We start from the raw sequence: 13,617 nt of genomic DNA, 5'->3' as shown, positions 1-13,617 counted from the left end.
CGTGGAAACTTCTCCGCCGCCCGCGACGGAGAAGTTTCCACGCTGTGCAGAAGCGTTACCGAACGGTGGCGAGGCCGAGGACCTCGGCTGCGGCACGGCCGTTGGCATGGCTGGCCCCGTACGTGGTGACGAAGGCGCGTGCTCCAGCCGGTCGCCAGCTCGACGGCCAGCCCATCTCGACCACGGTCACCGGATGGTCGGCGGCCAGCGCCTCGACGAGTTCGACTGCTCCGGCGAGCCGGTGCAGGTGCCGCCCGACCAGTACGATCGGCCGCTCGCCAGCCAGCTCGCGCAGGGCGGCCGGCTCGGTCTCGGTGGCCACCACCGGAAGATGCTCGCTGCCGTCGAGGTGGGGTCCGAGCCCCCACGGCACCCGTCCCTCGGCGATGGTGGACGCTGACAGCAACTGTACGACCAGCGGCTTGTCGAGGCCGGAGAGCACACCCTCCACGCGTACCGCGCGGCGCGCTGCCGCGTACCCGAGATCGGTCGACGTCTCGTGGACGGGCGTGGCGGTCCGGGTCCAGGCGGCGAGTGCGGCGGCGCGCTCGGCGGCCTTCTCGACCCGGCTGCGGTCGAGCCGCCCGTCGCCGATGGCGGCGACGATCTCGGCGACCACCTGCTCGACCAGGTTGGCGTCCACCTGGGCGCCGATGCAGAGCAGGTCGGTGCCGGCGGCCAGGGCTCGGACGGCGGCCGGGCCGGGGCCACCGGCGATGGTGGAGGCGCCCTTCATCTCCAGCGCGTCGGTGATGATGGTGCCGGTGAAGCCGTACTCGCCGCGTAGCAGGCCGGTGAGGGCGGCCCGGCTGAAGGTGGCCGGGTCGTCGCCGGTCAACACGGGCACCCGGATGTGTGCGGTCATGATGGCCCGGGTGCCGGCCGCGATGACCGCCGCGAAGGGCGGCAGGTCACGAGCGCGCAGCACGTCCAGGGGTACGTCCACCGTGGGCAGCTCGTAATGCGAGTCGGTGACCGTGGCACCGTGGCCGGGGAAGTGCTTGGCGCAGGCGGCCACGCCGGCGGCTTGGAGGCCGGCGATGGCGGCGGCGGAGTGGGCGGCGACGCGTACCGGATCGGCCCCGAAGGATCGGGTGCCGATGACCGGGTTGTCGTCGGCGGAGTTGACGTCGACCGTCGGGGCCAGGTCGACGTTGATGCCGAGGGCGGCGAGTTCGCTGCCGATGGCGTGGTAGACCCGCTGGGTCAGCCCGATGTCGTCGACCGCCCCGAGTGCCGCGTTGCCCGGGTAGGGGCTGCCGGTGGCGTGTGCGAGCCGGGTGACGTCGCCGCCCTCCTCGTCGATTGCGACGAGTACGTCGGATCGGGCACCCCGAAGTGCGGCGGTGGTCGCCGCGACCTGGTCCGGATGCTCGATGTTGTGCCCGAACAGGGTGTGTCCGGCGAGCCCTTCGGCGACCAGGTCGAGTGCCCATTCGGGCGGGGTGCTGCCGGGGAAGGCGGCGAGCAGCGTGCCCAGCGCCAGTCGGCGAAGTCCGGAATCGGTTCCCACGTGTCTCCCTCTTCGATCCCTGTGCGGATGTGTGTCGTACCGCGCAGGGCCAGGTTACGGCCGTACCCAGGCCCGCCTGTGGCCCCAACCCGGTCCGGCTGCGGCCGGGTTGGACCCGGTTGCGCGGTCCCAACCCGGCCTGATCGTGCGGTCGAGTCGGGCCGGGTTGGGGTCGATGTGTCACCGGGTCGTCGGAACACCGGTCCCAGGGGCGGCCATTACGCTACGGGCTACTTGTCGTGAAGCTGCAGAACAGTTAGCAAACCTTCCTAAAGCTTAGAGGATGCCATGGCTTCTACCCGCCTGCCCGGCACCCCGCGCCTGCTACGTGCGCTGAACGATCGGGCCGCACTGGAGTTGCTGCTCGCCCGGGGCCCGCTCACCCGCTCGCAGCTCGGTGAGCTGACCGGCCTGTCCAAGGTGACCGCCTCCCAGCTGGTGGAACGGCTGGAGCAGCGTGGACTGGTGACCCGGGTCGGGGAGCAGGCCGGTGGCCGCGGACCCAATGCCCAGCTGTACGCGGTACGACCGGAAAGTGCGCACGTGGTGGGGGTGGACGTCGGGCCGGATCGGGTAGTCGCCGCCTGTGCGGACATCACCGGCGCGGTGATCGGACGGGTGGAGCAGTCCACTCGGGACACCGACGATCCGGTCGGGGTGGTGCACAACGCGGTGGTGCGGGCGGCGAGCGACGCGAAGGCTCCGCTGGAGAGCGTACGACGGGTGGTGCTGGGCACCCCCGGCCTGGTCGACCCGGCCACCGGCGACATCACCTTCGCGTTCAACCTGCCCCGCTGGCATCGCGGTCTGCTCGCCGCGCTGCGCGAGGACCTGCACACCCCGGTGGTCTTCGAGAACGACGTCAACCTGGCCGCGGTCGCCGAGGCGCAGTCCGGGGCCGCTCGGGGGGTCGACGACTTCGTACTGGTCTGGGTGGGGGTCGGTGTCGGCCTGGCCATCATGCTGAACGGTCGACTGCACCACGGCAGCAGCGGTGCCGCCGGCGAGATCGGCTACCTGCCGGTGCCCGGCGTACCCATTCCCCGGGATGCCTCCCGACGGGCCAAGCCGGCGTTCGGCCAGCTTGCCGGGGCCGAGGCGGTACGTGCGGTGGCCCGGGAGGGCGGTTTCAGGGGGACTTCCGCCGCCGACGCGGTGCGGGCCGCCATCGCGGCGGGTACGGCCGGCGGTCCGGTCCTCGACGAGTTGGCCCGCCGACTCGCGCTCGGGGTGGCGAGCACCTGTGTGGTGCTCGATCCACCGCTGGTGGTGCTCGCCGGTGAGGTCGGGCAGGCCGGTGGCGACGCCCTGGCCGGGCGGGTGCAGGACGAGGTGGCCGCGATCACGCTGGTGAAGCCCCGGGTGGTGGTGACCCGGCTGACCGAGGAGCCGATCCTGCGGGGCGCGTTGCAGACCGCCCTGGACGCCGTCCGGGACGAGGTGTTCGGCTCCACCGTCGGCTGACCTGACGGTTCTGCCGTCGCTTGGTGTGGCAACTCTGCCGTCGCTTGGTGTGGCAACTCTGCCGTCGGCCGGTGTGGTGAGTCCACGGTCGGCTGGCCTGGCGGGCATGTGAAGGAATTCTTCGCCAAGGTTAAAGCTTTTGCAAGCTCTCGACATAGATGTGTTTGAGGCTATAACGTACGGCCACCTTGCGTCCCACCACCTGCGGACGTGCACATCACTCGGGGAGGAGTGACGGTGACTGTACGGATTTCCCGGCGTCGCGCGAGCCAACTGCTCGGCGGCTCCCTGATCGTGACCATGATCGGCCTGTCCGGCCAGCCCGCGCTGGCCGGGGCGGCAGCGCCCACGGATACCGGGCCGAACGCGGGCCTGGCCGCCGCCTTCGACTCGGCGGCGAAGCGCTACGACGTACCGCGCGACCTGCTTGCCGCCCTCGGCTACGCGGAGACCCGTCTCGACGGGCACGCGGGCGAGCCGAGCGCCTCCAACGGCTACGGCATGATGCACCTGGCCAGCAACCCCAAGCTGCGCACCCTGGACGAGGCGGCCACCCTCACCGGCCTGCCCGCCAGTGCCCTACGCGGCCAGGATGCCGCCAACATCACCGGCGCGGCGGCGGTGCTGCGGTCGTACGCCGACTCGGCCGGGCTGACCAGGGCCCAGCGCGCCGACGTCAACCGGTGGTACCCGGCGGTGGCGAAGTACGGTGGCTCGACCCAGCCGGCCACCGCCCGGCTCTACGCCGACGCCGTCTACGACCTGCTCGCCACCGGCTTCACCGCGCAGACCACGGCCGGCCCGTTCGGCATCGCCGGTCGCCAGGTAGCCCCGCAGCGCGGCGCGCTGGCCTCGGTGGCCCCGCTGGGTACGGCCGGTGACGTCGGCACGCTCAGCACCGACTACGGCCCGGCCGCCTGGGTGCCCGCCCACTCCGGCAACTACTCCGCGTCCAGCCGCGAGTCGTCGTACCCGATCAACTACATCGTCATCCACACCATGCAGGGCAGCTACGCCGGTTCGATCAGCTGGTTCCAGAACCCGGCCGCCGGCACCAGCGCCCACTACCTGCTTCGCTCCTCCGACGGTGCCGTCACCCAGATGGTGCGGGACAAGGACATCGCCTACCACGCCGGCAACTGGACCTACAACACCCAGTCGATCGGCATCGAGCACGAGGGTTACATCAACAACCCGTCCTGGTACACCGACGCGATGTACCGCTCCTCGGCCGCGCTGGCCAAGTTCCTCTGCGACAAGTACGGCATCCCGAAGACCCGGTCGAACATCATCGGCCACAACCAGGTGCCGGGTGCCACCCACACCGACCCCGGGCCGAACTGGAACTGGACGTACTACATGCAGCTGATCACCGGCTCGTCCGGTGGCGGCTGGTCGACCACGGTGGACAACACCACGGCGGGCCGGTTCACCGCCAGCGGCAACTGGGGCACCTCGACGTACTCGTCGCAGCGGCAGGGCGCCGACTACCGGTTCGCCAATCCGGTCCTCTCCAGCGATGCCGCCTGGTACAAGGTGAACATCCCGGAGACCGGCACCTACCGGGTGGACGTCTGGTACCCGGCCGACGCCGGCTACAACGACAGCACCCCGTACATCGTGGCCACCACCTCCGGCAACCAGACGGTCAACGTCAACCAGCGGGCCAACGGCGGCCAGTGGCGGTCGATCGGCACGTTCAACCTCGCCGCCGGTGACGCCAACAAGGTGGGCGTGAGCCGGTGGACCAACGGCACCGGTTACGTGATCGCCGACGCGATCCGGGTCACCCGGGTCTGAGGTGTCAGGAAGGGCCCCTTGCAAAGGCATTTTCCGATAACAAGGGGCCCTTCCCTACCAGGCAGGAATCAGGCGAGGTCGCGCTGGCGGAAGCTGGCGAAGGCGGCACCGACGCAGCCACCCACGACGACGAGCAGGACGATCAACGCCGATAGCCAGGTGATGGTGTAGCGGCCGTCGCAGGAGCCGAGTCCCACACAGGAAGCGCTGTCCCACAGGTCGAGTTTGCCGGACATCCAGGCAGCGACGTAGGTGGAGAGCATCCACTGGTCCGGCCGGAACGCATCGACGATCTCCATCACGATCCGGGCGCCGAGTTCCCACACCACGGCGTAGCCGGCGACCACCCCGAGCGCGGCAGCGGTGTGCCGACCCAGTACGGCCAGCCCGAAACTCAACGCGGTGACCAGCGCGATCAGCGTCCCACCCCGGACGGCGGTGAGGGACAACCACCGCCAGAACTCCCCGTCCAGGTTCCCGGGGAAGCCGCCGACCTCGGAGATTACCCAGAACGCGCTGAGATAGACCACTGCGGAGAGCACCGTCACGCCGAGGACACCGGCGAGCAGCGTACCCAGCTTGGTGCCCAGGACGACCATCCGCTTCGGTCGCCACAGCAGCAGGTTGGTCATCCCACCCGAGTGGAGATCGGCCCCGATGTACGAGGCGCCCACCAGGAACCCGAACAGCACCAGGAAGGTGATGAGGAAGTACGTCAACGGGCGGATCTCCCGTTCGAAGACGAAGACCCCGTAGAGGTAGTCGGTCTCGTGTACCTCCGCCGGCCGGTCCAGGTTGCACTTGGCCAGGAACTCCGGTGGATACTCGCTGTTCGCCGCGCCGCTCTTGGCGGCCTGGCAGTCCGCGTACAACCGCTCGTTGGCCCGCCGCTGCTGCTCGGCCAGTTCCTCGGCCTGGGCCAACTCCCGGGCGGTGGGCTGGTGGGTGCTGACAAGTGTGGTGGCGACGGTGATACCGAACGCGACGATCAACAGCACCAGCATGAGGCGTACGAAGCGGCGGGCGTAGAGCCGGCCGAACTCGGCGCGTACCAGGTTCACGCGGATACCCCCTCGTCGTCGGTCGTCGTCGTGCCCAGGTCGATCTGGCCGGGCGGCCGACCGGGGTCGGGTAGCACCGAGTCGTCGACCTGGCGCGGTATCTCCGGGCGCGGCTCGGTCCCGGTGAGCTGGAGGAAGACGCTCTCCAGGTCGGGTACGAGCGGGGTCAACTCCCGGACCCACAACTGCTGCTCGCCCAGGACCCGGCTGACGTCGGTCGGCTCGGTGACGCCGCCAACCACCAAACAGTCGGCGTGCTGCGTGACCAGCAGACCAGCGGCCTGGAGAAGTTCGGTCGCCCGATCCGGTTCGTCGACGCGTACCCGGAACTCACCCCGGTCGAAGCCGTCGAGGACCTCGTCGACCGGCCCGGCGACCACCCGCCGACCCCGCGAAATGATCGTCACGTGGTCGCAGACCTGCTCGATCTCGGCCAGGATGTGGCTGGAGACCAGCACGGTCACCCCATCGGCCGCGAGAGCCCGCATCATGTCCCGCATCTCCCGGATGCCGGCCGGGTCCAGCCCGTTGGCCGGCTCGTCGAGGATCAGCAGCTCCGGTCGTTTGAGTAGCGCGGAGGCCACCGCCAACCGCTGCTTCATGCCCAACGAGTACGCCTTGACCCGCTCGTCACCCCGGTCGCGCAGGCCTACCTGGTCCAGCACCTCCTCCACCCGGGCCGGCGGCAACCCACCGGCAGTGGCGAGCAGCCGGAGGGTCCGTCGGCCGGTGAAGTTGCCGAAGAACTGGGGACTCTCCACGATGGCACCCACCCGGTCGATCACCGAGGGCAGGTGGTCCGGGGCCGCCGCACCGAGCACCGTCATCCGCCCACCGTCGGCCTGCACCAGACCGAGCAGCGTACGCAGGGTGGTGGTCTTGCCAGAGCCGTTCGGCCCGAGGAAACCGTGCACCTGGCCGGCCTCGACGTGCAGGTCGAAACCGTCCAGTACGGTGTGCCGGCCGCGGCGGGTACGGAAGGTCTTGCGCAACCCCTCGATCTCGATGACCGCGGTCACGGCACCACCCGGGAGCACTTGTCCATGTCGTCCTTTCTGTCGAGTGACCAACGACACGCCGCCCCACCCTACGGTGGCGCGACACGCCCCGGGGGGCAGCCGCGGGCTGCGTGGTTGGATGGGCGGGTGCCTACAGATCCGACGCCCGACAACGACGACCTGGTGATCAATCTCGATGGGGTGGGGGTGCTTCGCTCCGGCGCGCACCTGCTACGGGACGTGACCTGGCGGGTCGAGTTGGACGAACGCTGGGTGGTGCTCGGCCCGAACGGTGCCGGCAAGACGACCCTGCTCAACCTGGCCGCCGGTCGGCTGCACCCGACCACCGGCACCGCACACGTGCTCGGTGAGCGAATCGGCCGTACCGACGTCAACGAGCTGCGTACCCGGATCGGGTTGTCCACGGCGGCGCTCGCCGAGCGGATCCCGGCGCAGGAGCGGGTGCGGGACGTGGTGGTGACCGCGGCGTGGTCGGTCGTCGGGCGGTGGCGGGAGAGCTACGACGCCAGCGACGAGGCCCGCGCGCAGGGACTGCTCGACCAGCTCGGCATCGCGACGCTGGCCGATCGGGCCTACGGCACCCTGTCGGAGGGGGAACGTAAGCGGACCCAGATCGCGCGGGCGCTGATGACCGACCCGGAGTTGCTGCTGCTCGACGAGCCGACCGCCGGGCTCGACCTCGGTGGGCGGGAAGACCTGGTCGCCCGGCTGGCCGATCTGGCGTACGACCCGGACGCGCCGGCGATGGTGATGGTCACCCACCACGTGGAGGAGATCCCGCCCGGCTTCACCCATGCGCTGCTGCTGCGCGAGGGGACGATCGTGGCGCAGGGACTGATCGGGCAGACAGTGACCAGCGAATACCTGTCAAAGACGTTTGGCCTGCCGTTGACCGTCGAGCGCTCCGGTGACCGGTTCACCGCCCGCGCCGCCTGACAGCTCTGGGAGGTGCTCGTGGACCGGCCACGGGTGGTCGTCGTGGGCGGCGCCAATATGGACCTGGTCGCGATGGCACCAAAGGTGCCCGGGCCGGGGGAGACGGTGGTCGGCACCGACTTCCTGACGGTGGCCGGCGGCAAGGGTGCCAACCTGGCGATCGCGGCGGCCCGGGCCGGTGGGGCGGCGACGTTCCTCGGTGCGATCGGCTCGGACTCGTTCGGTGTGACACTCAAGGCCCGGATCGCCGCCGCTGGCGTGGAGACGTCCCTGGTCCGGGTGGTCTACGGCGCGTCGGGCGTGGCGCTGGTCACGGTCGGGGCGACCGGCGAGCACTCGGTGGTGGTGACGCCGGGGGCCAACACCGCGTTCACCACGCTGACCGAGGCCGAGCTGTCCGCCGTACGGGCGGCGGACGTCCTGGTCGCGCAGGTGGAGGTGCCGGTCGAGACGGTGACCCAGGCGGCGTTGGCGGCCCGCGCCGGCGGGACCCGGGTCATCCTCAACGCCGCCCCGCCCGGAAGACTGCCGACCGAGCTGCTCGACGCGGTTGATCTGCTGGTGGTCAACGAGGTGGAGGCGCGGGCGCTCACCGGTCGGGGCCGGGAGGACCCGGCGGCGCTGCTGTCGCTGGTGCCCCGGGCGGTGCTGACGCTCGGTGCGCAGGGTGCGTGGTACGGCGAGCGCGACGGCGGTACGGCGCACATCCCGGCGTTCAAGGTCGACCTGGTCGACTCGACCGGGGCCGGGGATGCGTTTACCGCCGCGTTGGCGGTGGCCTGGGGTGAGGGGCGGGACCTGGTCGACGCGTTGCGGTGGGCCAGCGCCGCCGGGGCGGCCTGTGCCCGGCGGCTCGGCGCGTCGGTCTCGCTGCCGCAGCGGGCCGAGATCGACGCCCTCTTCCACGGCGACGGTCTCGTCCGTGACGCCGGTTGACCATTGCATGCCCGTCGCATGATCGGAACTTGATCGAGTGGCGCACCATGGGAGGCATGGTGCGATTTATCCTCAACCTCCTTTGGCTGATCTTCGGTAGTGGGATCGCGCTGGCGATCGGGTACGGCATCGCGGCGCTGATCTGTTTCGCGCTGGTGGTGACGATCCCGTTCGGGGTGGCGGCGTTGCGGCTGGCCTACTACTCGCTGTGGCCGTTCGGGCGGACCCTGGTCCCGAAGCCCGGTGCCGGTCTGGCCTCCGGTCTGGCCAATGTGCTCTGGGTCGTGCTTGCCGGCTGGTGGCTGGCGTTGATGCACATCGTGGCCGGGATTGGGCTCTGCGTGACCATCATTGGTATTCCGTTCGGCATCGCCAACTTCAAGCTGGTGCCGGCGGCGTTCTGGCCACTGGGCCGCGAGGTTGTCGAGGTGGACGACCTGCGTGGCCCCGTCGTCCAGCCGGCGGGCTGAATCCCCCGCTGTTCGGTCGGGCGGCTGAATCCCTGCCCGTTCGGTCGGGCGGCTGAATCTCTGCCGTTCGGCCGAACGGCTGACCGAAGCTGATCGGATTCGCCCAGCTCAGCGCAGCCTCGCGCGGATTGGAAACGTTTTCGTAACGAGCCCTTGACGTGCTCGACCTCCCGTCGCAGACTTCGCGGAAACGTTTACAAGTGCGAGGTGGAGGTGCGGTGCGTGGTGCGTAAACGTTTACCGTCCGGCGGTGACGCACGCCCGACAGTGCACACCGTCGCCGCCCGGGCCGGCGTCTCCATCGCCTCGGCCTCCCGGGTGCTCAACGGCGTCGGCGGCAGCCCCGAGACCATCCGCAAGGTCCGCGAGGCCGCCGCCGAGGTCGGCTACGTACCCAACGCCATCGCCCGATCCCTACAGTCGCAGCGCACCGGCCTCATCGCGCTCGCCGTCGAGGACATCGGCAACCCGGTCTACGTGGCGATGATGCGCGCCATCGAGGCGGTCGTCGCCGAATCCGGCCGGCAACTGCTCGTACACGCCACCGGTGGAAAGGTCGACAACGAGACCGCGCTGCTACGCCGACTGGCCAACCGCTACGTCGACGGCATGATCGTGTCGCCGATCCGGGTTACCGACGCACACCTCGACGCGCTGGTCGACAGCCCGGTGCCGGTGGTCGTCGTCGGACAGCTCCCCGAGGACGCGCCGGTCGACAATGTACGTACCGATTCCCGTACCGGCGTGGCGCTCGCCGTGGACCACCTGGTCGAGTCCGGACGGCGGCAGATCGGCTTCGTCAACGGCCCGCTGGACACCGTGCCCGGGGCGGCCCGCGACGCCGGCTTCCGGGCCGCGCTCGCGAGCCACGGCATCGAGATCGACGACCGGCTGATCGAGGTCGGCGACTTCCAGTACGCCGCCGGCCGGGCCGCCACCCAACGGCTGCTCGCCCGGGCCCAGCCCGACGCGTTGCTCTGCGCCAACGACCTGATCGCGGTCGGTGCGCTGCACGCGCTCTACGGCGCGAACCAGACCGTGCCACAGGACGTGGCCCTGGTTGGCATGGACGACACCGAGCTGGCCCAGATGGCGTTCCCGCAGATCTCCAGCGTGTCGCTCGGCTCGGTCACCCGTGGTCGGCGCGCCGCCGAACTGCTGCTGGAACGAATCGCAGACCCGAGCCTGCCGCCCCGGCGCGAGCAGGTCGCGCCCAGCCTCGTGGTCCGGGCCTCCAGTGTCGCCGAGTCCCCGACGCCGCACGGGCTGCCCACGGTGGAGGTGACCGCATGAGCGTGACCACGTCGACCGAGCGGCCGGACGTCGACCGGGGAGCCGGACGCAAACCGCGTCCGAACCGGGCCCGTTCGGACCGGATGACCATCTACCTGCTACTGCTGCCGTCACTGCTGCCGATCGTGGCGCTCTCGGTCTTCCCGCTGGTGCGCGGGATGTACCTCGGCTTCACCGACGCCCGCGCCGGCCGCAACGTGGACGTCAACTTCACCGGTCTGGCCAACTACCGCGAACTGCTCTCCGACGAGCTGTTCTGGAACTCGTTCAAGATCGGTCTGATCTGGGCGGTCGGGGTGACCGTGCTGCAGTTCGTGCTCGCCCTCGGGCTGGCCCTGCTGCTCAACCAGCAGATCCGGTTCCGGGGCCTGGCCCGGGTGCTGGCCGTGGTGCCGTGGGCGATGCCGCCGGTGGTGGTCGGCATCCTGTGGAAGCTGGTCTACCACCCGGACGCCGGACTGCTCAACGAGTTCTTCTACCAGATCGGCGCGGAAGGGCTGCGGACCAACTGGCTCGGTGACTTCAGCACCGCCCTACCGGCAGTGATCATCGTCGGGGTCTGGGCGGGCATGCCGCAGACCACCGTCGTACTCCTGGCCGGGTTGCAGGGTGTGCCGAGGGAACTGCACGAGGCGGCGGCGGTTGACGGTGCCACCACCTGGCAGCGGTTCCGCCGGATCACCCTGCCGTCGCTGGCTCCGGTGATCGTCGCCATCACCTCGCTCGACTTCATCTGGAACTTCAACTCGTTCGGCCTGGTCTATGTGCTCACCGCCGGTGGGCCGGGCGGCAAGACGATGTTGCCGATGCTTTTCGCGTACGAGGAGGCGTTCCGCTACGGCAACTACGGCTACGCGGCGGCGCTCGGCAACGTCATGGTCGTGATCATCGTGGCGCTGCTCGCGGTGTACCTACGCCGCCGGCTCAAGGAGGCGAACTAGCGTGCATGGGAAGTCGTCTCGGGTCGGGAAGGTGTTCCAGTACCTGGCGCTGCTGGCGTACCTGGTCTTCTTGGCGTTTCCGCTGGTGTGGCTGCTCTCCACCTCGTTCAAGCCACCCCGTGAGCTGGTCAAGCTGCACCCGACGCTGATCCCGGACAACCCGACGTTCAACAACTTCGTGCAGGCGTTCACCGAGCAGGAGTTGGGCCGGGCAGCCTGGAACAGCCTCCAGGTATCGCTGGCCTCGGCGGTAGTCACCGTCCTGATCGCGCTGCCCGCGTCGTACGCCCTGGCCCGGTTCAAGAGCAAGCTCGGTACGGTGGCGCTGGGCTGGGTGCTGCTCTCCCAGCTCTTCCCGTTCGTGCTGCTGATCATCCCGATCTTCCTGGTGTTGCGGCAGGTCGGCCTGGCCAACTCGCACGCCGGCCTGATCCTGATCTACGTGGTCTGGGCGCTGCCGTTCGCCCTGTGGATGTTGCAGGGCTTCGTCCGCAACATCCCCCGGGAACTGGAGGAGGCTGCCGCCGTCGACGGGGCCAGCCGGTTGCAGACTCTGCGCCGGGTGGTGTTCCCACTGCTTGCACCAGGCCTGGTCGCCACCGCGCTGTTCTCCTTCATCTCCGCCTGGAACGAGTTCTTCTTCGCCCTGGTGCTGATCAAGACCCCCGAGTTGGCGACCCTGCCGGTAGCCCTGGCCCGGTTCGTCGGCATCGAGGGCACCGCCCGGCTCGGACCGCTGGCGGCAGGTTCACTCCTCGCCACCATCCCGAGCCTGATCTTCTTCGCGTTCATGCAACGCCGGCTCTCCTCCGGGTCGATGGCCGGCGCAGTCAAGGGCTGACCGCCTACTCGGCGCGGTCAGCCATCCCCCACAAAGGAGTGGTATCCCCCATGTCACGGAACAGATTCGGTCGCAGACTCGTCGCCACAGCGGTGGCGAGCGTCGTCGGCCTGGGCGCGCTCGCCGGCTGTGGCACAGGCGACGACGAGCAGAGCGACGGTCCAGCCAAGCTGCGGTTCCTCAGCCTGGCCTGGCAGAAGGAATCGATGCAGGCCAACAAGGACCTGGTCGCCAAGTGGAACGCCGACCACCCGGACATCCACATCGAGTATGTCCAGGGTGACTGGAACTCGGTCCACGACCAGTTGCTGACCTCGTTCGAGGGTGGCGACGCGGCGGACATCGTGCAGTACGAGGCGTCCGGGATCGGCAACTTCAGCAAGCAGGGCTACCTGGCCGACCTGACCGACCTGATCTCCGGTGAGCTGAAGGGCCAGATCGAGCCGGGTATCTGGGACACCGCCACCTACGACGGCAAGATCACCGGAGTGCCGTTCCTGCTGGAGTCACAGGTCATCATCGCCAACAAGAAGCTGCTGGACGAGGCCAACATCGCGATCCCGGCGGCCGACGGCGGGTGGACCTGGGACGAGTTCCAGGCCAACGCCAAGAAGCTCACCACGGCGGGCCGGTTCGGTGCGGCCTGGGCGCTGAAGTCGCCCACCAACCGGGTGATGAACCTGGCGCTGAACTACGACGGCAAGTTCTTCTACACCGAGAACGGCAAGACCGAGATCCGGGTCGGCGACGGGGAGAAGGAAATCCCCAAGCGAATCCACGACATGATCTACACCGCCAAGTCGGCGTCGCCCGAGGCGTTGGGCATGAGCGGCGCGGACACCCTACCCGGCTTCTTCGCCGGCAAGTACGCGATGCTCCCCGGCTCGGTCTCGCTGCGCCAGCAGATGGTGGAGCAGGCACCGGCGGGCTTCGAGTGGGTGACCCTGCCCCCGATCAAGGGCCTGTCCACCACCCAGGCGGCGAACCCGCAGACGCTGTCGGTCTCGGCGGACTCCAAGCACAAGAAGCAAGCCGTGCAGTTCCTGGAGTACTTCCTCAACCCGACCAACATGGCCACCCTGGCCAAGGGCGACTGGCTGGTGCCGACCGGCAAGCAGGCCAACGAGGAACTGGTCAAGCTGACCGGCGGTAAGCAGGGCTGGGACGTCGCCGCGGACAGCGCCGCCGACCTGACCGTCGCGCCGTTCCAGAAGGCCGACGGCTACCCGGAGTGGAAGACCAAGTACGCCACCCCGGCGCTCCAGCAGTACTTCGCAAACAAGATCACGCTCGACCAGATGGCGACCCAGCTGGTCGACGGTGGGAAGCAGGTTCTGAGGTAA

12 protein-coding genes are annotated in these 13,617 nt (G+C 69.5%); 9 read left to right on the top strand and 3 right to left on the bottom strand.

The window, feature by feature from the left end; all coding sequences use genetic code 11:
* Positions 1 to 55 precede the first annotated feature (55 nt).
* Positions 56 to 1,513 carry a glycoside hydrolase family 3 N-terminal domain-containing protein gene (locus FHR38_RS07005; protein ID WP_184533874.1) on the bottom strand — a complete coding sequence of 486 codons (1,458 nt, stop codon included), beginning with the start codon at positions 1,511 to 1,513 and terminating at the stop codon, positions 56 to 58.
* Between the two features lie 288 nt (positions 1,514 to 1,801).
* On the opposite strand from FHR38_RS07005, the gene FHR38_RS07000 reads away from it, so the two are divergent.
* Positions 1,802 to 2,977 (top strand): ROK family transcriptional regulator, encoded by a 1,176-nt coding sequence (locus tag FHR38_RS07000; protein ID WP_184533872.1) that lies wholly within the window; start codon positions 1,802 to 1,804, stop codon positions 2,975 to 2,977.
* 237 nt (positions 2,978 to 3,214) lie between these two features.
* On the top strand, positions 3,215 to 4,777 hold the full coding sequence (locus FHR38_RS33520; protein ID WP_376771389.1) for a golvesin C-terminal-like domain-containing protein: 1,563 nt from the start codon (positions 3,215 to 3,217) through the stop codon (positions 4,775 to 4,777).
* A 68-nt stretch (positions 4,778 to 4,845) separates the two neighbouring features.
* Here the strand turns inward: FHR38_RS33520 and FHR38_RS06990 are convergent, their stop codons facing one another.
* Both FHR38_RS06990 and FHR38_RS06985 read right to left on the bottom strand, forming a co-directional pair.
* Entirely contained in the window at positions 4,846 to 5,838 is a 993-nt protein-coding gene (locus tag FHR38_RS06990; protein WP_184533870.1) for an ABC transporter permease subunit, read from the bottom strand.
* Positions 5,835 to 6,857 carry an ATP-binding cassette domain-containing protein gene (locus FHR38_RS06985; protein ID WP_184533868.1) on the bottom strand — a complete coding sequence of 341 codons (1,023 nt, stop codon included), beginning with the start codon at positions 6,855 to 6,857 and terminating at the stop codon, positions 5,835 to 5,837. Before FHR38_RS06985 ends, FHR38_RS06990 begins: the two co-directional genes overlap by 4 nt.
* A 126-nt stretch (positions 6,858 to 6,983) precedes the next feature.
* On the opposite strand from FHR38_RS06985, the gene FHR38_RS06980 reads away from it, so the two are divergent.
* The 7 genes from FHR38_RS06980 (at position 6,984) to FHR38_RS06950 (ending at position 13,617) form a co-directional block, all read left to right on the top strand.
* Positions 6,984 to 7,793: an ABC transporter ATP-binding protein gene (locus FHR38_RS06980; protein WP_312881918.1), complete on the top strand. Its 810-nt coding sequence runs from the start codon at positions 6,984 to 6,986 to the stop codon at positions 7,791 to 7,793.
* Positions 7,794 to 7,811: 18 nt separating this feature from the next.
* Positions 7,812 to 8,729 (top strand): ribokinase, encoded by a 918-nt coding sequence (locus FHR38_RS06975; protein WP_184533858.1) that lies wholly within the window; start codon positions 7,812 to 7,814, stop codon positions 8,727 to 8,729.
* Positions 8,730 to 8,785: 56 nt separating this feature from the next.
* Complete coding sequence (locus tag FHR38_RS06970) at positions 8,786 to 9,199, top strand: YccF domain-containing protein (RefSeq protein WP_184533856.1); 414 nt, start codon at positions 8,786 to 8,788, stop codon at positions 9,197 to 9,199.
* Between the two features lie 222 nt (positions 9,200 to 9,421).
* Complete coding sequence (locus FHR38_RS06965) at positions 9,422 to 10,492, top strand: LacI family DNA-binding transcriptional regulator (RefSeq protein ID WP_312881917.1); 1,071 nt, start codon at positions 9,422 to 9,424, stop codon at positions 10,490 to 10,492.
* Positions 10,489 to 11,433, top strand: coding sequence for a carbohydrate ABC transporter permease (locus FHR38_RS06960; RefSeq protein ID WP_184533854.1), 945 nt, complete (start codon positions 10,489 to 10,491; stop codon positions 11,431 to 11,433). Before FHR38_RS06965 ends, FHR38_RS06960 begins: the two co-directional genes overlap by 4 nt.
* Before the next feature lie 31 nt (positions 11,434 to 11,464).
* Positions 11,465 to 12,274, top strand: a complete 810-nt coding sequence (locus FHR38_RS06955) for a carbohydrate ABC transporter permease (RefSeq protein WP_312881916.1) — start codon at positions 11,465 to 11,467, stop codon at positions 12,272 to 12,274.
* A gap of 50 nt (positions 12,275 to 12,324) precedes the next feature.
* Positions 12,325 to 13,617, top strand: coding sequence for an ABC transporter substrate-binding protein (locus tag FHR38_RS06950; protein WP_184533848.1), 1,293 nt, complete (start codon positions 12,325 to 12,327; stop codon positions 13,615 to 13,617).

This window comes from Micromonospora polyrhachis, from assembly GCF_014203835.1.
GTDB classification, from domain to species: domain Bacteria; phylum Actinomycetota; class Actinomycetes; order Mycobacteriales; family Micromonosporaceae; genus Micromonospora_H; species Micromonospora_H polyrhachis.
Note: the sequence above shows the minus strand (reverse complement) of the source record. Positions and strands in the feature narration are given on the sequence as shown.